Consider the following 22,019-nt stretch of genomic DNA (forward strand, 5'->3'; position numbering starts at 1 on the left):
CGTCCACGGACGCTGCAAAGCCCGCTATTTGCGGGCTTTTTGCGTTCTGTTCCGATGAGATTTCGCGTTCGTCTGCGCCGTTTGGCTAGAACCTGCTTTTGCACTGGTTCGCGTGGCCGGTAGATTTCTGGCAACGCTGGCCTCTGAGGCCTTGTGAGCCACGTTTACCTTGGCGGCTTGCTTCACTGAAGGCTGCGTCCCCCATTGGCGGGTGGGTGCAACGATGATCAGGGTCTTGTAGGCCAACAACTTGGCGGCCTGCCCCTTTTTCTTTATCTGTAACCCGTTGCGGTCAAGACGGTCCACCGGTCCATAACCGCTGTGCCCTATGAGATGGTACAGTTCCTCAGCGCGATGGTCCTCGATGCGCACGCAGCCATGCGAAGTAGCTGCACGTCCCATGTCCCTCAGGGCACCACGATCCAGGGAGGAATGCAGGGAAATCCCGGAGTTGAAAAACACCGCCCACAGCATGGGCGCATCATAACGACTGGACCAGTGCCGGGAGGAGAAACCTTGGGGCACGAAGTATCCCGAGGGCGTCTCGAATCCCTTTCCGCCCGATGAAATCAACCAGTAGCGGATCAAGCCCTGACCACGCAGGTACACCCGAAGCGTCTGCGCCCTCCCCCAGAATGGTTGGCTCAGCATGTTTACCACCACGATGACCCGATAGCTCTGAAAGAGCGGTTCACGCAGGGGATTAGGCAGGGCAAGGGCCTCGGAGAAGGGCGGGTCCTGGTAGGGCGCAAATGCCTTCAACGTCTTCCCTGGAGAAAACTTGGCCAGCGCCCCCTCATCCCGCTCGTAGCGCGTGCTGGGCATGCTGCGTCCATACCCATCCCAGGCCGCAGCCAAGGCAGCAGGGGATAGAAAACCTAACTGAAATGCCAGGAGCCCGACCAGACTACATAGACCCATGCGTGCCATAGCAGCCACCCGATTACAGCGCCGATCCTTATGCACGGAGAAGAGTAGGTATCACCTCCGCGGTATGGCTCCGCATCGTCTTGCTGTAAAGCGGCGCCTTTCCGTCCTATCGGCCACGAGTGGCAGAAATCGACAGCCGTGCTGTGGATGGTCGCGATGAGGGACGCTCGTTTGGCGTCCCGCCGGGCAACCAATCCCGTCACATGACCACTCCGGCAATCCTGCGCCGCAGGTCTAATGCTCAGATTTTCAGGTAAGACGCATTCTGGAGAGCCGGTTGATCTCGACCTTGGCCGTTCTCAGGGAACGGTCGTGCTGCCGCCGCAAATGCCTTTGTTCCAGGCGGACTTGCAAGCGCTCCAGGCAAATAATGAGCTTCTCCAACATACTGACCCCCTTCGATTGATGGACGGCCACGCCGTCGTTGACAAACAGGACAATAACGCAGAAAGACTACAATCCTAGTATTTTCGTCGCAAAAACATCACTCAAAATTCATCAGCATCTGTTTCACGACACCGCAGAGCGTGGCCTCTTCCCTGATCTCCATCAACGGATAGCGGGGATTCAAGGGCTTGAGGAAACGCTGACCGCCATCGATGACCAGTTGCTTGAAAGTCGCTTGCGCCGCGGTATCCAGGCGCACCACCACATAACTGCCATTCCTTGCCTCAAGAGACGGATCGACCACGATGATGCTACCGTTGGCAAACACGGGCTCCATACTGTCACCATGGACCCTAAGAGCGTAGGCACCGTCCCCAACCCGGCAGGTTACGGGAACCCGTTCGGCATCTGCGGGTGAACGCTGATCCGCCATGTCGCGCCAGTTGCCCGCCGCCACCCACGAGAGCAACGGCACATAGGCGACGGGTCGCCCGGCTTCCTCACCTCCCTGGGAACTTTTCATCGCTTCACCCTGCCCCGTCGCCAACCAACGTGGGTCGACATTCAGTGCCGCGGCGAGATTGAAGACCTCGGTCGTTGATTCCACCAAACCGTTTTCCAATTTGGAAATCATCTGCTGGCTGAGAAGCGAACGCTTTGCCAGATCACGTTGGGTAAGCCGGGCTGCGGATCGAGCCTGCTTGATTCGAAGTGCGAGCGACATAGTGGCAGTTAGAATACACAGAACCACAATTGTAGTCAAGCGGATCAAAAAAACAGCCCGGTGTTTACGCCGGGCTGTCGGCTTTGATTAAGACGGCGTGTCGCTCGCGAACAGCCCCGATGTCTTCTTGCCTCCTGCCGAGGTGCGACTGAGCCCGCATCCCGGCGAGGACGCTCCGACCTGAGCGACCGCATTGCACACGTTGATACTGTGGCTGTCCCCACTGTTCTCTGCACTGCGCTTGAGAATGTCGAACACCTGGGCGCTGTTCAATAGTGGTCGTTTCTCCAGAAGCAGCGCAATGACGCCCGAAACGTTCGCAGCAGCAAAGGAGCTGCCGGTCATGAAACTGTAACCGTCATGCGGCATCGTCGTCAGAATTTCGTTACCAGGCGCAGCGATGACCCTCGTACCCGACTTCCCTAAGGAAATGGAATCACCCGGAACCGACTGCACACCGATTACACCCTTCATGGATGCAGGGAAGGCGTTATTGCTCGCGTGTTTGCTGGGGACAGAGGCTACGACGATGATGCCCTCATCCATGGCCTTCTGTATCAGCAGGCTGAGAAGAGGGTCCTCGGGGCCCGACAAACTCATATTCAATATCTGCGGCTTCATCAGGATCGCGTTGTTCAACGCGAGCGCCAAGGTGAAGGAGTTGCACTCGGCTTCAGGTTGCCCCGCCTTCTCTTGCCAGCATGCCTTCAGCGAAATCAGCCTTGCATCTGGCGCGATGCCGACGATGCCGCGACCGTTGTTGGCGATGGCGGCGATGATCCCGGCCACCGCGGTGCCATGCACATTGCCATCGGAATCGCCGGACTTGGGGACATAGTTTTCGGACCGGTCGAGTTGTCCGCTGAGATCTTGGTGATCCACGTCCACACCCGTGTCGATCACAGCGATCTTCACGTTCCGACCCGTGACTTCGCGGTGGATGTCATTTAGCTGCATCTCATGCAATCCGGACTGCAGCTTGTAATAAGGATCCGTGTAGGGTTTAGCGGATGGCGAGTTCATCACGTGGAACTGATTCATCGTCTGCACGACGCCGACCCGAGGGTCCGCCCCCAGCCGCTTCATGACGTCGTCGGTGGACTTGGTGGGAACCTCGTAAACGACACAATGAACGCCCAGAGTGGTTACAGGCCATTGCGCGACCTGGGACAAGCCGTAGGTTTGTGCCAGGCTCTCGGCAACGCGCTCGCTATAGGTCGAATTGCTGTAACTACCGCGCGCGCGGTAGGTATTGACGGCATCCGCGATGGGTACCCGATTGACCCGCTCGTCGTTGAAGGTCACCAGGATCTGTGTTTTCTCTAAAGCCACAACGGCACCCGGCTTAGCGTCGGCACTCACGCCCGAGACATCCCGATTGGTACCGTCAGTGGTACATGCCTGCGTAAGTAGCGCAGCCAGGCAAGCCGTCAAAATCTTCATACTCGGTTTCATGGCGGATGCCTCACCTAGCTCATTTATCAGACGAGAATCCCGGACCCAGTACCGGCTCGGCGAACACCACCTTGGTGTCTTGGCGCAGCCGCGACAGTGCTTCGGCCAGATCGCGACCGTGCGCGATACGTACCGTGTAAACCCCTTTCAGGCTCGGGCCATCCACCAGTTCGCCCTGAACGGCTGCGATCAATCGGCTGATTTCCTGCTTGGATGCATCACCGGAAAACACCAGTTGCACATCGCTTCCCGAGTACTTGGCCATGCTCCCCGGCATCGCCAATGTCTGGTATACCTGTGCATCATCGGTAGCCGGACCTTCGCCGCGCAGCAGGAACGGGATGACCGCTGCCATGGTCACCGTCGCAAGGGCCGGCACCAGGTACTTCGGCGACATCCACTCGGACAGCCAACCGGCAAAATGCGCGAGCCCGGAAACACGAGCCGTTTTCGGCGCAGGCGCCGCCTTTGCCTGCTCTTCCCGGCGAATCTGAACCATCAGACGATCGAACGAGGGCTTGTAGGAAATCTCCATGACAGGCTCACGCTGCAGCCCAGCCACGAGGAATTCCGCGCTGGCCATTTCCCGACGACAGGTCAGGCATACCTTCAAGTGGTTGCGCACCTTGTCCAGATCGCTGCCAACCAGAGTGCCATTGGCGTACCAGGGCAGCAACATCAACACGTCGTCATGGTCAGAATAAACCGACTTCTGTGTCTGCTTGTTCATAGAGATTCACCGTTGTGCTCAAATGGGCTCGAGTCATTCAGTTCTTCAACCAGCGACTGCAGTTTCTTCCTCGCGTGGAAAACGCGGGTCTTGACCGTGTTCTCGGGGCAACCAAGCATGTCCGCAATCTCGCTGTAATGCATGCCGTGATGGTATGTCAACTCCAACACGGCCCGTTGCTCAGGCGAAATCCGGCTCAATGCCGCCTCCAGCCAATCATCCAACTCCACACGCTGCATGGCGCTGTCACGAACGCCAGGCACCAGTTCCTCGAATTCATCCAGCGACACGAGCTCGGTTTGGCCCCGGTCGGACATCGCCTTCAAGCACTTCTTGTAGGCGATACCCAAAATCCAGGTGGAAACTTTGGCCTCGTTATTAAACGAGGCTGACTTGTTCCAAACCACGAGCATCACGTCGTTGATGACTTCCTCGATCAGGTCCAGTCGCCGCGTGACTCGATACGAAAACCGAAACAGTCTCTGATAGTAACGCTTGTAAAATATCTCAAAGGCGCGCTGATCCGCGTTGCAGATACTTGCCAGCAAGTCTTCGTCGCTGATCTCGTCGCGTACATTCTCGGCCATCGGAGAGCGAGCTCTAGATTGTAAAGACGTACGCATTATAGAACCCGGCTTGTCAGATCGTTGCACTTTCGGCCCCTTCCCAGGCTGGAACCCCTGTTTAGCGCACTACCAGTCGTCTGCCCTTTGAGTTCCGCTTTTCAGGCAAAAGGTTCATTGAAAATGAGATGGGTGACATATTTTTTTATACTCCTGCTCCGGCCTGTCGTTCCAAGACCGCCCCACGCCTCGACGGCCGCCCAGACAGGGCTAAGCCACGGCGGCGATCCTTGACACTGCCTTCGTGCTTCGGCTTAAATTCATCGTTTTCTCCCGCGAACGCCGGCCCTCGCCATGGAATGCGCTTCCGGCTGCCCGACCCATCGAGAACCTATGTCCCAGCATCCGACTTTAGTTGCCGTCACCGAACGTATCCGCGAGCGCAGCCAGGCCAAGCGCGACGCCTATCTGAAACGCATGCGTCAGGCCCGCCAGGATGGGGTCGAGCGCAGCCGCATCAGTTGTACCAACGTCGCCCACGCCTATGCGGCCATGCCGCAGAATGACAAATTGGTGTTAAAGGAGGCCAAGGCCCCGAATCTCGGTATCGTGACGGCCTATAACGACATGCTGTCGGCCCATCAGCCCTACGAAACCTACCCGAGCATTATCAAGGACGAGGCCCGCACGGCAGGCGTCACGGCCCAGGTGGCCGGCGGTGTGCCTGCCATGTGCGATGGCGTGACCCAAGGCCAGAGTGGGATGGAACTCTCCTTGTTCTCCCGGGACGTGATCGCCCTCGCCACGGCCGTCGGCTTATCCCACAAGGTATTCGATGCGGCGCTGTATCTGGGCATCTGCGACAAGATCGTGCCCGGGCTGTTAATCGCCGCCCTGCGCTTCGGCCATTTGCCCGGCCTCTTTGTGCCCGCGGGCCCCATGTCCACCGGCATCTCCAATGCCGAGAAGGCCAAAGTCCGCCAGTTGTTCGCCGAGGGCAAGGCTGACCGCGACGCCTTGTTGCAGTCGGAAATGGCGTCCTATCACGGTCCCGGCACCTGCACCTTCTACGGTACCGCCAACAGCAACCAGATGCTCATGGAAATCATGGGTTTGCAACTCCCTGGCTCATCCTTCGTGGGCCCCGGCACGGAGATGCGCGAGGCGCTGACACGGGCCGCGACCCGCAGAGCCGCGGAAATGGCGCGAGACCCGTCCACCCCAGCCCTGTGCGACATCGTCGATGCGCGCGTCGTGGTCAACGGCATCGTCGGCCTTTTGTCCACCGGCGGTTCCACCAACCACACCATTCATTTGATTGCGATTGCCCGCGCCGCTGGCCTGGACATCAACTGGGACGATTTCAACGACCTGTCCGCCGTGGTGCCTCTGTTGGCTCGGGTCTATCCCAATGGCAAGGCGGACGTGAACCACTTCCACGCCGCCGGCGGCATGGGCTTTCTGATCCGCGAACTACTGGACGCCGGTTTGCTCCACGAGGACGTCAACACCGTCCTAGGCCAGGGCCTTAGGCGCTGGGCCGAGGAACCCTGTCTGGACGGCGGCCGCATCGCCTGGCGCCCTTGCCCGGCGGAAAGTCTCGACCCCGCCGTGCTGGCCACCGCCAAGTCGCCGTTCAGCGCCGACGGCGGTCTGCGCCTGATGAATGGCAATATGGGACGCGGGGTCATCAAGGTGTCGGCGGTGGCGCCGGAGCACCGCGTGGTGCGCGCCCCCGCCGTGCTGTTCGACGATCAGGAAGACCTGATCGCCGCCTTCAAGCGCGGCGAACTGGAGCGGGATTTCATCGCCGTCGTGCGTTTCCAGGGGCCGCGCGCCAATGGCATGCCGGAATTGCATCAACTCACTCCGTCCCTCACCCTGCTGCAGGATCGCGGATTTCAGGTGGCCCTGGTCACCGACGGCCGCATGTCCGGCGCATCCGGCAAGGTGCCCGCCGCCATCCATATTTCGCCGGAGTGCGCCATGGGCGGGCCCTTGGCCAAGGTGCGCGATGGCGACATGCTGCGCCTGGACGCGACTACCGGGGAATTGACCGCCGAAGTGCCGGCGGACGAGTGGGAACGCCGCGAGCTGGCCACCAAAGACCTGTCCGGTAACGGATTCGGCAACGGTCGCGAACTCTTCAGCGGCATGCGCCAGATCGCCGACACCGCCGAACGCGGCGCCTGCACCTTCCAGTTCGACGACTGAAGCAAGCCCGCCACAGACACCCAAACCCAACGAGAGACCTGCTTGTATGAATCTTGACGAGATAATCGCGGCGACCAGCGTCATGCCGGTCATGGTGGTGGACAAGGTGGAAGACGCCGTGCCCCTCTCCCGTGCCCTGGTGGCTGGCGGGATCCGCGTGCTGGAAATCACCTTGCGCACCGCCGCTGCCCTGGATGCGGTGAAGGCGATCCGCGCCGAAATTCCCGACGCCATCGTCGGCGTGGGCACCATCGCCACGCAGGATCAACTCAACGCCGCCATCGCCGCCGGCGCACAGTTTGGCGTCTCGCCGGGCAGCACGCCCAAGCTGCTGCAGGCCGCCGCCGACAGCAAGCTGCCCTTCCTGCCGGGCGTGGCCACCATGTCCGAGGTCATGCACGCCATGGAATATGGCTTCACCGTCATGAAGCTGTTTCCGGCGGTGGCGGCAGGCGGCATCAAGATGCTGGATTCCTTCCGGGGTCCTTTTCCCCAGGTGAGCTTCTGCCCCACCGGCGGCATCAATCCACAGAATGCGCCGGATTTCTTCAAGCTGCCCAACGTGGCCTGCATCGGCGGTTCCTGGCTGACTCCCAAGGATCTGGTTGCCGCCGGCAACTGGGCGGAAATCACCCGTCTAGCACGGGAAGCCTCCGCCCTCAAGCCCTGAGGCACCCCTTACCGGGCTCTTTCGTAAGGGGCAACCCCCGGCCGCTGGCCTCTGCGGCCGGCATCAAGAACGGAACAGCCCATGCCCGTTAAACAGGTATTGCAGGGCAGTCAGGCGCCGGTAGAGGTCTGGACCGAGGAACTGGAGCAGACCGCCCGCCAGCAACTGCTGAACATCGCCTCCCTGCCCTTCATTCATGATCATGTGGCGGCCATGCCGGATGTGCACACCGGCATTGGCGCCACCGTCGGCTCGGTCATCGCCACGCGCCAGGCCATCATTCCCGCGGCCGTGGGGGTGGACATTGGCTGCGGCATGATCGCCTGCCGTCTTTCCCTCTCTGAACAGAACCTCAGCCACACCCTGCTGAAGCGGGTGTTCGACCAGATCAGCCGCGACGTGCCCGTGGGGCGCGAGCAGCACACCATCGACCGAGCTCCCTTGGAGCGGGCCCGGGCCTTCGAGGCGGGACTCAGGACGCTGCTGGCCCGGCATCCGGAATTGCTCAAGCGTTTTGGCAAGCATTCCAACTGGATGTTCCAGATGGGCACCCTGGGCGGCGGCAACCATTTCATCGAGCTGTGCCTGGACGAATCCGGGAACACCTGGGTCATGCTCCACTCCGGGTCCCGCGGCATAGGCAATGCCATCGGCAACTACTTCATCGAACTGGCGCGCCAGGACATGGAACGGCTGCTGATTCACCTACCCGACCGTGATCTGGCTTACCTGCAGGAAGGCACGCGGCATTTCGACGACTACGTCGCCGCGGTCACCTGGGCCCAGGACTACGCCGCCGCTAACCGCGCCGCCATGCTGGACATCATCCTCGCAGCCCTGCGCCGCCACCTGCCCACTTTCAACGTAACCGCCGAGGCCGTGAACTGCCACCACAACTACGTGGCGCGGGAAAAGCACTACGGCGCGTCGGTATGGGTGACGCGGAAAGGGGCGATTCGCGCCCGACGTGGCGATCTCGGCATCATTCCCGGCAGCATGGGTGCGAAAAGCTACATCGTGCGCGGCAAGGGCAATGCCCGGAGCTTCCAGTCCTGCGCCCACGGCGCCGGTCGGCGCATGAGCCGGACCGCAGCGGAAAAGGCCTACACCGCCGCCGATCTGGCGAAACAGACCGAAGGCGTCATCTGCCGCAAGGACAAGGGCGTGGTGGATGAAATACCGGGAGCCTACAAGGACATCGACCAGGTCATGGCCAATCAGGCCGATCTGGTGGAGGTAGTCCACACCCTCAAGCAGGTCATCTGTGTGAAAGGCTGAGGCGCCGGGGCACGCCTCACGATGGCCCTCAGGCGCCGGCTCCGCCAGCCGTCGCTCGTTCCTCGCCCGGCGAGAGCCTCGGCCAGGCCGTCAGCACCGCCTGCACCAGAGTAGCCAGGGGTATGGCGAAAAACACGCCCCAGAAGCCCCAGATGCCCCCGAAGAAGAGGATCGCCACCATGATGGCCACCGGGTGCAGGTTCACCACCTCGGAGAACAACAGCGGCACCAGCACCACGCCGTCCACCGCCTGGATGATGGCGTAGGCCAGCATCAGATACCAGAAATCGTCCGCGAGCCCCCATTCGAAAAAGGCCACCAGCATCACTGGAAAGGTCACCAGGGTGGCGCCCACATAGGGGATGATCACCGACAGCCCCATCAGCACCGACAGCAATAAGGCATAGTTCAGCCCCATCAGGCTGAAGGTGACGTAACTCGCCGCCAGCAGGATGACGATCTCGAAGAACTTGCCGCGCACGTAATTGCCGATCTGCGCGTCCACTTCCAGCCAAACCTGGGTTGACAGCTTGCGGTCACGGGGGACGTACTGGGTGAACCAGCCGAGGATCGTGTGCTTGTCCTTCATGAAGAAGAACACTAGCAACGGCACCAGGATGAGATAAACGATCAAGGTGATGACGCTGACCAGGGAGGAGTACGAATAGGTCAGCATGGACTGCCCGTAGCTCACCAGTTCCTGGCGGATGACCGCCACCAGCTCGTAGATCTGCGCCTCGGTGATGAAATTGGGGTAGTGCTCGGGCAGCTGCATGATCAGCACCTGGCCGCGGTTGATCATGGCCGGCAACTGCTTGATCAACTCCACTGTCTGCTGGTAGAGCAGCGGGATCAGGGCGATGAATACGAAAAACACCAGGGCCAGAAACAGCACGTACACCAGCACCACCGCCACCAGGCGCGGCAATTTCTCGCGCTCGCCCAGCTTGACCAGACCCTCCAGCAGGTAGGCGATGACCCCCGCGGCGAACACCGGCATCAGGATCTTACCCAGGCTGACCACGGTGACCGCGACGACGGTCAGAAAGATCGCAAAAGACACCGCCTGCGAATTGGGCAGCACCCGCGCGATCCAATCGCTCAACCATTCGCGCACTGACTGCATATGTCCCGTCCTTTTCTCGTTGTTATCGTTTTTTTTGGACCGCTACAGTCTACAACAAACCGGCCATGGGCGGCTGCCCGGGAGTCCGGCGCGGCGCGGTCTGCGTGCATTCATGCACATTTCATCCACAGGCTTTCAACAGAGATAAGCACAATATAGTGTGCTTGACCTTTTTCAGAACCACAGTCTATAGTGTGTCACGCTGATTATCCAGCACACCCGATTCGCGAGAAAGGAGCCCCAAATGGAAGCAGAATCCGCAGCCCGCATGCCCTCCGCCACACCCATGATTCCACCCGCCGCCATGACCGCCGCCGAGATCAGCACCAACGCCCCGGGCGAGGTGCGGGTGATCCGACGCAACGGCAAGGTAACCGGATTCGACGCCACCAAGATCAACGTGGCCATCACCAAGGCCTTTCTCGCCGTGGAGGGCAACACCGCCGCCGCCAGCCGCCGTATTCACGAAACCGTCGCGGAGCTGACCGATCAGGTGGTGCGTGCCCTGTTCCGCCGCCTGCCCTCCGGCGGAACCATCCACATCGAGGACATCCAGGATCAGGTGGAACTGGCGCTGATGCGCTCCGAGCACCAGAAAGTGGCGCGCTCCTATGTGCTTTACCGCGAGGAGCATTCGCGTCTGCGCGCCGAGAAGGCCGCGGAGACCAGCGTGGAGAGCGGTAGCGAAGCCTTGCAGGTCACCCTGGCCGACGGCAGTCGCAAGGCCCTGGACGAGGCTCGTCTCAAGCGCATCGTCGCTGAGGCCTGCGCCGGACTGGACGGCGTGGACAGCGCCTGGATCCTGGAAGAAACCCGGCGCAACCTGTTCGACGGCGTCCCGGAAAAGGACGTGGCCCCGGCCCTGGTCATGACCGCGCGCACCCGCATCGAGCAGGAGCCGAACTACTCCCAGGTATCGGCCCGCCTGCTGCTGGACAGCATGCGCCGCGAGGCCCTAAGCTTCCTGGGCAACGGCAAGAGCGAAGCCACCCAAACGGAAATGGCCGAGCGCTATGGCGAATACTTCGCCGACTACATCCGGCGCGGCGCGGACCTTGAACTGCTCTCCCCTGACCTGACCCGGTACGATCTGGAGCGCCTGGGCGCGGCCCTGAAGCCGGAGCGTGACCTGCAATTCAGCTACCTGGGTCTGCAAACCCTGTACGACCGCTATTTCATCCACAGCCACGGCCAGCGCTTCGAGCTGCCGCAAGCCTTCTTCATGCGCGTTGCGATGGGACTCGCTTCCGCGGAAATCGACAGGGAGGACCGTGCCATCGAGTTCTACAACCTCCTCTCCTCGTTCGACTTCATGTCGTCCACGCCCACCCTCTTCAACTCGGGCACCCTGCGCCCGCAGCTCTCGTCCTGCTACCTCACCTCCGTCCCGGACGATCTCGACGGCATCTACGGCGCCATCAAGGACAATGCGCTCTTGTCCAAGTACGCCGGGGGTCTGGGGAACGACTGGACGCGGGTGAGGGGCATGGGCGCCCACATCAAGGGCACCAACGGCAAGTCCCAGGGCGTGGTGCCGTTCCTCAAGGTCGCCAACGACACCGCAGTCGCCGTCAACCAGGGCGGCAAGCGCAAGGGCGCGGTGTGCGCGTACCTGGAAACCTGGCACATCGACATCGAGGAATTCCTCGACCTCAGAAAGAATACGGGCGACGACCGTCGCCGCACCCACGACATGAACACCGCCAACTGGGTGCCTGACCTGTTCATGAAGCGTGTCGCCGAGGAAGGCGAGTGGACGCTGTTCTCGCCCAATGACGTGCCCGATCTGCACGACCTCACCGGCGCTGCCTTCGAAAAGGCCTATCAGGCCTACGAGGAGAAGGCAGACCGGGGCGAACTCAAGCTATTCAAGCGCATGCCGGCCCTGACCCTGTGGCGCAAGATGCTGTCCATGCTGTTCGAAACCGGGCATCCCTGGATCGCCTTCAAGGACCCCTGCAATCTGCGCTCGCCGCAGCAGCATGCGGGCGTGGTGCACAGCTCCAATCTGTGCACGGAAATCACCCTGAACACCTCCGACGCCGAGATCGCCGTGTGCAACCTGGGCTCGGTGAACCTGGCGGCGCATGTCACCGACGAGGGCCTGCTGGACAGCGCCAAGCTGGAGCGCACCGTGGCCACCGCCATGCGCATGCTGGATAACGTCATCGACATCAACTACTACAGCGTACCCCAGGCGCGCCGCTCCAACCTGCGCCACCGCCCGGTGGGGCTAGGCATCATGGGTTTCCAGGATGCCTTGTACAAGATGCGCATCGCCTACGCCTCGGAGGACGCCCTGAAGTTCGCCGACGCCAGCATGGAGGCCGTGAGCTATTACGCCATCAAGGCCTCCACCGAACTGGCCGAAGAGCGCGGCGCCTACTCTACCTTCCAGGGCTCGCTGTGGAGCCAGGGCATCCTGCCCATGGACTCCATCGGCCTGCTGGAAGAAGCGCGCGGCGGCTATCTGCAGATGGACCGCTCCTTCACCCTGGACTGGGACGCCCTGCGTGAGCGGGTGAAGAAGTTTGGCATGCGCAATTCCAACACCATGGCGATTGCGCCCACGGCGACCATCTCCAACATTTGCGGGGTGTCGCAGTCCATCGAACCCACCTACCAGAACCTGTTCGTCAAGTCGAACCTGTCGGGCGAGTTCACCGTTGTCAACCCCTATCTGGTCAATGACCTGAAGAAGCTGAACCTGTGGGATGCGGTCATGATCAACGACCTCAAGTACTACGACGGCAGCTTGCAGAAGGTCGAGCGCATTCCGGAGGATTTGAAGGCCCTGTATTCCACCGCCTTCGAGATCGACCCTCGCTGGCTGGTGGAGGCTGCCTCGCGCCGGCAGAAATGGATCGACCAGGCGCAGTCGCTCAATCTCTACATGTCCGAGCCCAACGGCAAGAAGTTGGACAGCCTGTACAAGCTGGCCTGGCTGCGCGGCCTGAAGACCACCTATTACCTGCGCTCCCTGGGCGCCACCCATGTGGAGAAGAGCACCCTGGCCGAGGGCAAGCTCAACGCGGTGAAGATGGACCCCATCGACGACGCGATTCCGGTGAAGATGTGTTCCATTGCCGATCCGGAATGCGAGGCCTGTCAGTAAGTTTGTTCGGTGAGTTTGAAGACGTCGGCTCCCTCCTCCGGCGGTTTGGGTGCGGGGCGAAGGCTCCGCACCGTTTTGTGACGAGGGCGTTCCGGCAGGGATTGCCGGATGTGATGTTTCAGGGAAGCTTGAATTTTGTGTCGCTTCGCAACATGGCTTTTTGGCTTGTGGGTTCTCGGACCCACGGCCGAGTAACTTTTCTTTGCGTCGCCAAAGAAAAGTTACCAAAAGAAAGGCGACCCGGTTGCCGCTTTTTTCCTGCGCTTCGCGTTTGCCCTACGGGGTCGGCGAAAGGTTCATCCCTGTCCCTTCGCCGCCGCGCCGCCTCCGTGCGGCGCCCCTTCGGGCTGCTCCTTGGGCAAACTGCGATGCTCGGCGCGGCAAACGGGTTCAATCGACTTGGAAATTCTTGTTGGAAACACTGCTTGTAGTAAAGCAGTCCGTGGCCACGGCCCAACAAGAAATCCGCATGGAAGTCGCGACTCCATGCAAGGTGGCCAAGGCTAGACGATGCTGACGAATTTGCGGCACCTCAGCGCAAAATCTGAGGGCAATCCAGCTCTCGAAGCCGTAACCACCAACCAACATTTTCGGTTCATCCGGAATTGCTGGGCGCTCAGCGGTTCCTCTTGCATGGTAAAAATCATGTTCGAGATAACCCTGAAGGTGAGATTCACTGTGGCAGAGATTATTAAAGTTATTAGATTCTTAATGGCTCTTTGGCTACTAGTGATGCCAATCACCAAATGAAAGCCCTGGGTCTTATACGAGGCCCAGGCACTCAATTTCGTTTTTGTTTGTATCGTCGCGAAAGAACGTTCATTAGGAACCTTCTTGGTCGGCACATCGTATGAGGCTTGTTGGGTGAAGCCCGTTTGCCGCGCCGAGCACTGGAGCTTTCGAGGGAATGACCCGAAGGGGCGCTTTAGGGATAAAGCGCGGCGGCAGAGGGACAGGGATGACCCTTCTGCCGACTCCCGAAGAAAGCGAAGGGCGCAGGGTGAGCCGGATAAAGCGGAAGGTCCTTTGGACCTTTCGCCCGGCGAACGGGTAAACCACGGATGGTATACCCCGGCTTGCAAGCGGAGCAGGATTGCGCAGCGCTGCAAGAAAGCGGCAACCGGGTGGCCTTTCTTTTGGATACTTTTCTTTGGCCACGCAAAGAAAAGTATCCCGCCTTCGGGTGCGGGAACCCGAATCAAGAAAAACGTCGCGAAGCGACACAACCTAATCATCTAAATCCAAGACCACTAACCAACATCTAAACCAACGGATCACAAAAACACCACCCCATGTCCCCCGCACTGACCGAACAACTCGCCAACATACCCCTCATCCGCGATCTTCCCGCGGATGAGCAGGCGCGTCTGGCCCAGCAGGTGCAAATGGTGGAGCTGGCCGCGGGCCAGGTGCTGTTCGAGGAAGGCGACGCCAGTGGCGATTTCTATGTGGTCCTCGACGGCCAGATGGAGATACTCAAGACAGCGGGCGCGCCCGAGGACGCGGTGGTGGATGTGTCGGGGCGCGGCGAGATCCTGGGCGAGATGGGCCTGTTCAACCGGGGGCATCGGCGTATGGCCACAGTGAAGGCGACGGTTCCGAGCCACCTGTTGCGGGTGCCCTTCGGCGAGTTCGACGATCTGGCGGTTTATGCGCCCGTATTCGGCTGCCGCCTGGCCGGAATGCTGAGCGAGCGCCTGACTAGCGCCCATGAAACGGCCGTCAAGCGCCTGGTGGAAAAAAACTGCCGTCTGCAGCATGCCTACGAGCAGTTGCAAAATGCCCAGGAAGAACTGCTGGAAAAGCGCGCCCTGGAGCAGGAGTTGAAGCTGGCGCGGGAAATCCAGTCGAGCATCCTGCCCGCACAGTTTCCGGCGCTACATGGCTATGACTTCGGCGCCACCATGCTGCCGGCGCGGGCTGTGGGTGGTGATTTCTACAGCCTGTTTCCGCTGGATGACCGGCATATGGGCTTCGTAGTGGGCGATGTCATGGGCAAGGGCATTCCGGCCGCCATCTACATGGCGCAGACCCATGCCCTGCTGCGCGCCTTGGCGCATCCCGCGTCAACGCCCTGCGAGACGCTGCGACAAGTGAATCGCCTGCTGCTGGAAATGGGCAGCGGCGAGGTGTTTGCCACCCTCATCTACGGCATCCTTGCCGCCGAGACCGGCGAATGCCATTACGCCCGGGCCGGGCACGAACTGCCAATGCTCATGAATCCCCACGGCCAGGTCCGCCACCTGCCCATGGCCGAGGGCATGCCCCTGGGCGTACTCGATGAGCCCGTGCTGGAAGATGCCTGCATCCAATTGAACCCCGGCGAACTGCTTTTTCTCTACACCGACGGTGTCATTGATGCAGCTAATCGGGAGGGAGGCATGTTCGAGCGGGAATGTCTGAGTCAGGCCCTGAGCAGCGCGGCCGGGCACAGTGCGACGGAGGTCGCCGAAACTGTACTGGAGGCGCTGCGGTCTTTTCAGGGCGAGGGCGCGCAGGCCGATGACATCACCCTGTTTGCCATCCGCCGGCACCCTGCGGCCTGAGCGCTCCAGGCCCGTCTCCCCTAAGATGCCGCGGGGCATTGGTGATACCCTAGGCGGCCCCAAATCGCGGGAACCCGTTTTACGAGAACAGAACAAGAATATGCACTACCTGGAAGCCAACAAAGATTATCGCAACGACTCCCTGCGCCACGGCGCCGAGTTTTCCGAGGAGGAAATCCGCGTCGATACCGCCAAACACTATGACGACTGTTACTGGGATTACCGCACCGCCTGGTTCGACAACGACAACCTGGCGCTGCACTACGGCTATTGGGAAGAGGGCATCAAGACCCACAGCCAGGCGCTCAGCAACAAGAACCGCATCATGGCCGCCATCGCCGGCATACAGCCGACCGATCATGTTCTGGACGCGGGCTGCGGCATCGGCGGCAGTTCCATCTGGCTGGCCAAGAACATCGGTTGCAAGGCAACCGGCATCACGGTGAGCGCCGAGCAGGTGGCGCACGCCAAGCGCAATGCGCAGCGTCACGGCGTCTCGGACAAGACGGACTTTCAGGTGGCCGATTTCTGCAAGACGCCGTTCCCGGACGAGTCCTTCGATGTGGTCTGGGCGGTGGAAAGCAGCTGCTACGCCACCGACAAGCGCGATTTCTTCCGCGAGGCTTACCGCCTGCTCAAGCCGGGCGGCACCCTGATGGCCTGCGACGGCTACGCCACCCGGCGCGAGTTCAACGACGAGGAATGGCAGGCGGTGATGGATTGCCTGAACGGCTGGGCCGTGCCCAATCTGGCGACGGCGGAGGAATTCCAGCAGGGCATGGAGGAATGCGGCTTCCGCGAGGTTCATATCACCGAGGCGACCAAGGAGACCCTGCCCTCCTCCCGGCGCATGTACCTGACGGCCCTGTGGACCTATCCCATGCAGCTTCTGATGCACTGGCTCGGCCTGCGCAAGAAGGCGCAGACCGCCAATTTCAAGGTGGCGCTGGCGCAATGGAAGGTCTTTCACGGCGGCCTGGCACGCTACTGCCTGTTCCGCGCCAAGAAACCCCTGTGAAGGCGGAGGCACGCACATGAACCCGGAAACGACCGCAGACGCCCTGTTCGGCATCCCCAAGGACTACGTCTACCTGCTGGCGGGCATGGGCATCGGTTTCCTGCTCGGCTGGCTGACGGGCCGATTGGGCGCCAGCGTCCCGCGCGATATCGACCTGCAGGCAACGGGGTCCGGCCAGGCGCCTGCCGCAAGCGGCCAGCCCATCAACCTGGTGATCAACGGCCGCACGGTGAACCTCGATGCCGCGCAAGCCGCCGAAATCCAGGCCCTGGTGCAGGCACGCAAGATGATCGAAGCCATCAAGCGCCTGCGCGAAATCACCGGCCTGGGTCTGGCCGAAGCCAAAGCCGTGGCCGAGTCCATCGCCAAGGTCGGCCGCTGAGAGGGACGGCGCGAGCCGATTAATCCGCAACCCTATGGAGATCGCCCATGCCACGTAAGCTGATTGCCGCCTGGCTCTTGATGCTGCCCCTGGCCGGACTGGCCGCGGGGGAAGACGCCTATGTGACCGACAGCCGCAAGGCGGTGGCGGATTTTTCCGCCGCGCTCAAGTCCGAACTGGAAGCCGCCCTCTACACGGCTGGCCCGGTCAAGGCCATCGAGGTCTGTCAGCTCAAGGCGCCCGGCATCGCCGACCAGGTTTCGCAGGCGCGTGGTTTCCGCATTGCCCGCACCAGCCTGAAGGTGCGCAACCCGGCCAACGCGCCGGATGCCTGGGAGCGCTCCGTGCTCGAGCAGTTCCAGGCGCAGCGGGACAAGGGCGCGGATCCGGGGCAGCTGGAGTTCTCGGAAATTGTGGATCAGGGGGGCGGACCGATCTTCCGCTACATGAAGGGCATTCCCACCCAGGGCGTCTGCCTGGCCTGCCACGGCACCCAGATCGCGCCGGAGGTGAAGGCGGCGCTGCAGCCGCTTTATCCGCAAGACCAGGCCCGCGGCTTCAAATTCGGAGACCTGCGCGGGGCCTTCAGCATTACCCGGCCGGTGACGCCGGACACCAAGGCGGCACCCGCCGCCGATACCTACTGACCGACATGAGGAGGGAATCGGCCATGCAAGACGAGTACGAACACTACACATCGGCGGCCAAATGGCTGCACTGGATCATGGCGGCGCTCATCATCACGGTCTGGATAGCCGGCGTCTACCTGGCCGACCTCCCCAAGGGCCCGGACAAGACCCAATGGATTCAGTGGCACAAAGCCATCGGCAGCGTGGTGCTGCCCCTGCTGGTGGCCCGCATCGCTTGGCGCTTCACCCATCAGCCGCCCGCCTTGCCCGCAACCATCCCGGCCCTTCAGCAAAAAGTCGCCCACTGGGCGCATTGGGCCCTATATGGCCTGATGCTGGCCCAACCCTTGAGCGGATGGGCCATGAGTTCGGCCTTCGGTTACCCGGTGAAAATGGCCGGATTCATCACCCTGCCCTTCCTGCTGGACAAGGACGAGGCTCTGGGCAAGGAACTGGTGGAGGTGCATGAAATCATCGGCTGGACCCTGGGCATCCTGGTGACTGGCCACATTCTCATGGCCCTCAAGCACCACTTTATCGACAAGGACACCGTACTGCTGCGCATGGTGCCGCGCCACGGCGCCAAACCCGAGCAACACTAAAGATCCATACCTGCCAACTCATCTGAGGAAACGATCATGCTGAACTGGGACGACCCGCTCGCAGGCCTCACCGCCAACCGTACCGCCGAACCCAAGGCGCCGCCGAAAGCCGTCGTGGCCGAGCCGGTGTCTCTGCCGGACGCGGTCACCGCCGCTCCCCTGCGTACGGACACGGCTATCTCATTGGAACCGGCCTTTCCGGAAGAAGCGCATGCCGGCGCGACGGGGCTGGAAAACATCGAGATGGGCGCGCGCCGCATTCAGGTGGACGACAAGAAGATCATCAACTGCCGGGCGGACCTGAACCAGTTGGTGCCCTTCAAGTACCAGTGGGCCTGGCAGAAATACCTGGATGCCTGCGCCAACCACTGGATGCCGCAGGAAATCAACATGAACGCCGACATCGCTCTGTGGAAAAGCGCCGACGGCCTGACGGAGGACGAGCGCACCATCATCAAGCGCAACCTGGGCTTCTTCTCCACCGCCGATTCCCTGGTGGCCAACAACCTGGTGCTGGCCGTCTACCGTCACATCACCAACCCGGAATGCCGGCAATACCTGCTGCGCCAGTCCTTCGAGGAAGCCCTGCACACCCACGCCTACCAGTACGTGGTGGAATCCCTGGGGCTGGACGAGGGTGAAGTTTTCAACATGTACCGGGAACTGCCGGCTGTGGCGCGCAAGGCGGAATGGGCCCTGCCCTTCACCCAGTACCTGTCGGACCCCCACTTCCACACCGGCACGCCGGAAAACGACCAGCGCCTGCTGCGGGAACTGATCGCCTTCTACGTGATCTTCGAAGGCATCTTCTTTTACGTGGGTTTCACCCAGATCCTCTCCATGGGCCGGCGCAACAAGATGACCGGCACCGCAGAGCAGTTCCAGTACATCATGCGCGACGAGTCCATGCACATGAACTTCGGCATCGACGTGATCAACCAGATCAAGCTGGAAAACCCGCACCTGTGGTCGGAGAGCTTCAAGGCCGAGATGATCCAGATGATCCGCGAGGCCGTGGACATCGAAACCCAGTACGCCTATGACACCATGCCCCGCGGCATCCTGGGACTGAATGCGCCCATGTTCAAGGAATACCTGGAGTTCATCGCCAACCGCCGCTGCGCCCAGATCGGCCTGCCGGAGCAATACCCGGGCGCCAACAATCCCTTCCCCTGGATGAGCGAGGTGCTGGACCTGAAGAAGGAGAAGAACTTCTTCGAAACCCGCGTGACGGAATACCAGACCGGCGGGGCCTTGAGCTGGGATTGAGGCTCGCTCCAAGCGGCGCGCGGTAGTATCATGCCCGGTGCCAGACGACGGGGCGAAACCCTCGCCCCGCGCGGTCTGGCAGGCCGGCAGCCGCATTTCGCATTCACCGCCATGGACCCGCCATGACCGATAAAGTCGTCATCCGCCTCATCAACCCGAAATCCCAGGAACAGGCTGTGGACCGGGATTTCCCGCCCGCGCCGCAAGTGGTCTACTACTGGCACCGCATCGCTGCCGCCGTGGCGATCGTCGCTCTGTTGCTGTCTGGACTCTACGCAGGCGGCCGCGCCCTCCTCGGCTCCGGGGATAGTGAAGAGCCGGTGCAGACCGCTGGCGTTCCAGCCAAGCTTGCAGCGCCTGTGGCAGAAAGCCCGCAGGCCGTCACCCAGCCTGCTGCAGCGCCAATTAGGGCAGAAGCAGTCGCTGCCAGCGAATCGGCGGCGATCAAGCCGGCCCCCAGCGCGCAGCCCGCCATTGAGGAGAAGCCGCTCACCCAGGGCAAGACGGGCGCGCCCAGCCGGGTGTCGATCCAGTCGCGCAATGTGCGCCGCGCGCAACTCACCAGCAATGTTATCAAGGACGAACCGGTGGACCAGTTGCCCAAGAGCATCCCCATGAATGAGCAGGGCCTGGTGAAGGTCTATCTCTACACGGAACTGGGCGGTCTGAAGGGGCGCGTCCTGTTCCACGACTGGTACTGGAAGGACAAGCTGATCGCCCGCGTGCGGGTGCCTGTGAAGGAAGACAAGCAGGTCTCCGCCACCAGCAAGTTCATCGACCGCATCATGACCGGACCCTGGAAGGTCAAGGTGGTCGATTCACAGAAGAAGCTTTACGCGCAAGCCGCCTTCGAGGTGCAGTAGCCGCTTGCCGGGCGCGGACCTTACCGCCGAGAACCAGGGCGCCGCAGGACGGCAGGCCACGCGCCGGCACTGCGTTTGGCTTCGTAGCAGGCCGCCTCTGCCTGGTCGAGCAGGGTCTGCGCATCCCCTTCGGAGCCGTCCAGGGCCAGGACACCGACGCTGAGCCCGCATTTGAACAGTCCAGGCCCGCAGCAAATGCGCTCCCGCCGCACGGCATCCACCATGGCATGAGCCGTCTCCAGCGCCTTGTGTTCCGGGCAGTGCTCCATGATCAACACGAATTCGTCGCCACCCAGCCGGCCCAAAGTGTCGCGATTCCTGACCTGAGCACTGAGTAACGCCGCGACGCGACGCAGAGTTTCGTCGCCAGCTCGGTGTCCGCAGGTGTCGTTGATCCGCTTGAAATGGTCCAGGTCCATGAAGAAGAGCATGTGTTGCGCCCTGCAGCGTCCCGCGCGAAGCAAGCGCCGCAGCCGGATGAGGATCTCCCTCCGGTTTACCAGACCCGTCAGCTCATCATGGGTTGCATAGTGCAACAGCTTACGTAGCAGCGCGGAACTCTCATCCCGACGGTGCAGGCGAATGGCCAGCCGGGTTGGCTCGACTCCCCTTGCGGGCATGGGATAGGCCGCGAAGGTCAGTGCCAGATTTTCTCCTTCCGCGTTGGCATGACACGTGACTCCCTGAATTGGAACGTCCGGCAGCGCCCCGACATTAGTCAGGTTATGGCGAACCCGGACCAGCAGGTCGGCGGCCAGTTTTTCAGGCTCGGGCAATTGGCGTCGCGCGAACTGGCATTTGGCGGCCTGGTTCAAATAGCGGATGGTGCCGTCCAGTTCGAGCACGAGGATGGGTTCGGCGATGGCTTCCAGGACCCGTTCCGCAGAGAAATCTGCCGCCGAGAGAGATGTTGCCGTCCGCCGTGTTTCGAAGTCTTGCATGAGTTCGTCCTCATTTTCATGCGGGCAGGATGACAGGCCCGGCGTCCGACGGGCCGGGGCGCTCCATCGCAGCCGGTTGCCTCAGAGGGAGGTCATCGGTTCAAGCCTGCCAATGCGCCACCAGTCGCATGCAGTCGCCGCGCCAGGGACACTCAAGGTTCTTGCAGGTGTAACGTCGGTCCGTGCGGAAGCAGTCCTCCAAACCCTGCGCCCGTTGTATCGCGCGGATCAGTTGAGGCTCGCTGCGAATGCCAGGGACACCATCCCGGCTGAGTTGCTCGGGCACTCCTGCGGCCCTAGCCATCCGCTGCAATTGTTGCTGGTTCATCGGCACGCTCCTTTCAGTCCGTCAAACGGGTCTGTCTGTCCGGCTATCCGAATGCGCGCGAGTCACACCCATGCGAAATCGTGGGATCACCGGCAGAGGTTATGTTCCGCCATTGACCGATGCCTTGCGATTCGTTCAATTGGTTAAGTATTACTACCTGCTGCCAAATCGACCCCAACCCGATATAGTGTGATCATGCGCGATAGAGGCCTCAGCCGGCCGCCGGCACGTGGTCTCAGGTACTTAGAG

19 protein-coding genes are annotated in these 22,019 nt (G+C 61.5%); 11 read left to right on the forward strand and 8 right to left on the reverse strand.

Annotated features, from left to right (window positions below):
* Positions 1–24: 24 nt before the first annotated feature.
* From EK23_RS15180 to EK23_RS15200, 5 genes are all read right to left on the reverse strand, one after another.
* Complete coding sequence (locus EK23_RS15180) at positions 25–825, reverse strand: L,D-transpeptidase (protein WP_235282095.1); 801 nt, start codon at positions 823–825, stop codon at positions 25–27.
* Between the two features lie 589 nt (positions 826–1,414).
* On the reverse strand, positions 1,415–2,041 hold the full coding sequence (locus EK23_RS15185; RefSeq protein WP_045226236.1) for a LexA family protein: 627 nt from the start codon (positions 2,039–2,041) through the stop codon (positions 1,415–1,417).
* 87 nt (positions 2,042–2,128) lie between these two features.
* Positions 2,129–3,484 carry a S8 family peptidase gene (locus EK23_RS15190; protein WP_052808224.1) on the reverse strand — a complete coding sequence of 452 codons (1,356 nt, stop codon included), beginning with the start codon at positions 3,482–3,484 and terminating at the stop codon, positions 2,129–2,131.
* 31 nt (positions 3,485–3,515) lie between these two features.
* Positions 3,516–4,226: a zf-HC2 domain-containing protein gene (locus tag EK23_RS15195; protein ID WP_045226237.1), complete on the reverse strand. Its 711-nt coding sequence runs from the start codon at positions 4,224–4,226 to the stop codon at positions 3,516–3,518.
* Positions 4,223–4,813, reverse strand: a complete 591-nt coding sequence (locus EK23_RS15200; RefSeq protein ID WP_045226238.1) for an RNA polymerase sigma factor — start codon at positions 4,811–4,813, stop codon at positions 4,223–4,225. Before EK23_RS15200 ends, EK23_RS15195 begins: the two co-directional genes overlap by 4 nt.
* A gap of 369 nt (positions 4,814–5,182) precedes the next feature.
* Between EK23_RS15200 and edd the strand changes: the two genes are divergently transcribed.
* The 3 genes from edd to EK23_RS15215 all read left to right on the forward strand — a co-directional run bounded on the left by edd (position 5,183) and on the right by EK23_RS15215 (position 8,951).
* Complete coding sequence (edd, locus tag EK23_RS15205; RefSeq protein ID WP_045226239.1) at positions 5,183–7,003, forward strand: phosphogluconate dehydratase; 1,821 nt, start codon at positions 5,183–5,185, stop codon at positions 7,001–7,003.
* 46 nt (positions 7,004–7,049) lie between these two features.
* Complete coding sequence (locus tag EK23_RS15210) at positions 7,050–7,673, forward strand: bifunctional 4-hydroxy-2-oxoglutarate aldolase/2-dehydro-3-deoxy-phosphogluconate aldolase (RefSeq protein ID WP_045226240.1); 624 nt, start codon at positions 7,050–7,052, stop codon at positions 7,671–7,673.
* Positions 7,674–7,754: 81 nt separating this feature from the next.
* Positions 7,755–8,951 (forward strand): RtcB family protein, encoded by a 1,197-nt coding sequence (locus tag EK23_RS15215; RefSeq protein ID WP_045226241.1) that lies wholly within the window; start codon positions 7,755–7,757, stop codon positions 8,949–8,951.
* 28 nt (positions 8,952–8,979) lie between these two features.
* Here the strand turns inward: EK23_RS15215 and EK23_RS15220 are convergent, their stop codons facing one another.
* Positions 8,980–10,077 carry an AI-2E family transporter gene (locus EK23_RS15220; protein WP_045226242.1) on the reverse strand — a complete coding sequence of 366 codons (1,098 nt, stop codon included), beginning with the start codon at positions 10,075–10,077 and terminating at the stop codon, positions 8,980–8,982.
* A gap of 244 nt (positions 10,078–10,321) precedes the next feature.
* On the opposite strand from EK23_RS15220, the gene EK23_RS15225 reads away from it, so the two are divergent.
* The 8 genes from EK23_RS15225 to EK23_RS15265 all read left to right on the forward strand — a co-directional run bounded on the left by EK23_RS15225 (position 10,322) and on the right by EK23_RS15265 (position 20,501).
* Positions 10,322–13,192, forward strand: coding sequence for a ribonucleoside-diphosphate reductase subunit alpha (locus tag EK23_RS15225; protein ID WP_045226243.1), 2,871 nt, complete (start codon positions 10,322–10,324; stop codon positions 13,190–13,192).
* A 1,292-nt stretch (positions 13,193–14,484) separates the two neighbouring features.
* Positions 14,485–15,738, forward strand: a complete 1,254-nt coding sequence (locus tag EK23_RS21930) for a PP2C family protein-serine/threonine phosphatase (RefSeq protein WP_052808225.1) — start codon at positions 14,485–14,487, stop codon at positions 15,736–15,738.
* Between the two features lie 100 nt (positions 15,739–15,838).
* On the forward strand, positions 15,839–16,756 hold the full coding sequence (locus EK23_RS15240; RefSeq protein ID WP_045226245.1) for a class I SAM-dependent methyltransferase: 918 nt from the start codon (positions 15,839–15,841) through the stop codon (positions 16,754–16,756).
* Between the two features lie 16 nt (positions 16,757–16,772).
* Positions 16,773–17,138, forward strand: a complete 366-nt coding sequence (locus tag EK23_RS15245; protein ID WP_045226246.1) for a ribosomal protein L7/L12 — start codon at positions 16,773–16,775, stop codon at positions 17,136–17,138.
* Between the two features lie 47 nt (positions 17,139–17,185).
* Complete coding sequence (locus tag EK23_RS15250) at positions 17,186–17,785, forward strand: Tll0287-like domain-containing protein (protein ID WP_052808226.1); 600 nt, start codon at positions 17,186–17,188, stop codon at positions 17,783–17,785.
* 23 nt (positions 17,786–17,808) lie between these two features.
* Positions 17,809–18,369, forward strand: a complete 561-nt coding sequence (locus EK23_RS15255) for a cytochrome b (RefSeq protein ID WP_045226247.1) — start codon at positions 17,809–17,811, stop codon at positions 18,367–18,369.
* A 36-nt stretch (positions 18,370–18,405) separates the two neighbouring features.
* Positions 18,406–19,638: a ribonucleotide-diphosphate reductase subunit beta gene (locus EK23_RS15260; protein ID WP_045226248.1), complete on the forward strand. Its 1,233-nt coding sequence runs from the start codon at positions 18,406–18,408 to the stop codon at positions 19,636–19,638.
* A 122-nt stretch (positions 19,639–19,760) separates the two neighbouring features.
* Positions 19,761–20,501 (forward strand): DUF2914 domain-containing protein, encoded by a 741-nt coding sequence (locus tag EK23_RS15265; RefSeq protein ID WP_045226249.1) that lies wholly within the window; start codon positions 19,761–19,763, stop codon positions 20,499–20,501.
* 20 nt (positions 20,502–20,521) lie between these two features.
* On the opposite strand, the gene EK23_RS15270 is transcribed toward EK23_RS15265, so the two are convergent.
* Entirely contained in the window at positions 20,522–21,442 is a 921-nt protein-coding gene (locus EK23_RS15270) for a GGDEF domain-containing protein (RefSeq protein WP_045226250.1), read from the reverse strand.
* A gap of 100 nt (positions 21,443–21,542) precedes the next feature.
* Positions 21,543–21,770 (reverse strand): hypothetical protein, encoded by a 228-nt coding sequence (locus EK23_RS15275; protein WP_045226251.1) that lies wholly within the window; start codon positions 21,768–21,770, stop codon positions 21,543–21,545.
* Between the last annotated feature and the right edge of the window lie 249 nt (positions 21,771–22,019).

Origin of the sequence: Methyloterricola oryzae (assembly GCF_000934725.1) — a bacterium.
GTDB lineage: Bacteria > Pseudomonadota > Gammaproteobacteria > Methylococcales > Methylococcaceae > Methyloterricola > Methyloterricola oryzae.

What these genes read in the sequence shown, in the direction of transcription:
- EK23_RS15275 (WP_045226251.1), bottom strand. Translation starts at nt 21,770, where the DNA reads ATGAACCAGCAACAATTGCAGCGGATGGCTAGGGCCGCAGGAGTGCCC.
- EK23_RS15255 (WP_045226247.1), top strand. Translation starts at nt 17,809, where the DNA reads ATGCAAGACGAGTACGAACACTACACATCGGCGGCCAAATGGCTGCAC.
- EK23_RS15200 (WP_045226238.1), bottom strand. Translation starts at nt 4,813, where the DNA reads ATGGCCGAGAATGTACGCGACGAGATCAGCGACGAAGACTTGCTGGCA.
- EK23_RS15245 (WP_045226246.1), top strand. Translation starts at nt 16,773, where the DNA reads ATGAACCCGGAAACGACCGCAGACGCCCTGTTCGGCATCCCCAAGGAC.
- EK23_RS15195 (WP_045226237.1), bottom strand. Translation starts at nt 4,226, where the DNA reads ATGAACAAGCAGACACAGAAGTCGGTTTATTCTGACCATGACGACGTG.
- EK23_RS15265 (WP_045226249.1), top strand. Translation starts at nt 19,761, where the DNA reads ATGACCGATAAAGTCGTCATCCGCCTCATCAACCCGAAATCCCAGGAA.
- EK23_RS15215 (WP_045226241.1), top strand. Translation starts at nt 7,755, where the DNA reads ATGCCCGTTAAACAGGTATTGCAGGGCAGTCAGGCGCCGGTAGAGGTC.
- EK23_RS15225 (WP_045226243.1), top strand. Translation starts at nt 10,322, where the DNA reads ATGGAAGCAGAATCCGCAGCCCGCATGCCCTCCGCCACACCCATGATT.
- EK23_RS21930 (WP_052808225.1), top strand. Translation starts at nt 14,485, where the DNA reads ATGTCCCCCGCACTGACCGAACAACTCGCCAACATACCCCTCATCCGC.
- EK23_RS15240 (WP_045226245.1), top strand. Translation starts at nt 15,839, where the DNA reads ATGCACTACCTGGAAGCCAACAAAGATTATCGCAACGACTCCCTGCGC.
- EK23_RS15220 (WP_045226242.1), bottom strand. Translation starts at nt 10,077, where the DNA reads ATGCAGTCAGTGCGCGAATGGTTGAGCGATTGGATCGCGCGGGTGCTG.
- EK23_RS15180 (WP_235282095.1), bottom strand. Translation starts at nt 825, where the DNA reads ATGCCCAGCACGCGCTACGAGCGGGATGAGGGGGCGCTGGCCAAGTTT.
- edd (WP_045226239.1), top strand. Translation starts at nt 5,183, where the DNA reads ATGTCCCAGCATCCGACTTTAGTTGCCGTCACCGAACGTATCCGCGAG.
- EK23_RS15210 (WP_045226240.1), top strand. Translation starts at nt 7,050, where the DNA reads ATGAATCTTGACGAGATAATCGCGGCGACCAGCGTCATGCCGGTCATG.
- EK23_RS15270 (WP_045226250.1), bottom strand. Translation starts at nt 21,442, where the DNA reads ATGCAAGACTTCGAAACACGGCGGACGGCAACATCTCTCTCGGCGGCA.
- EK23_RS15250 (WP_052808226.1), top strand. Translation starts at nt 17,186, where the DNA reads ATGCCACGTAAGCTGATTGCCGCCTGGCTCTTGATGCTGCCCCTGGCC.
- EK23_RS15190 (WP_052808224.1), bottom strand. Translation starts at nt 3,484, where the DNA reads ATGAAGATTTTGACGGCTTGCCTGGCTGCGCTACTTACGCAGGCATGT.
- EK23_RS15185 (WP_045226236.1), bottom strand. Translation starts at nt 2,041, where the DNA reads ATGTCGCTCGCACTTCGAATCAAGCAGGCTCGATCCGCAGCCCGGCTT.
- EK23_RS15260 (WP_045226248.1), top strand. Translation starts at nt 18,406, where the DNA reads ATGCTGAACTGGGACGACCCGCTCGCAGGCCTCACCGCCAACCGTACC.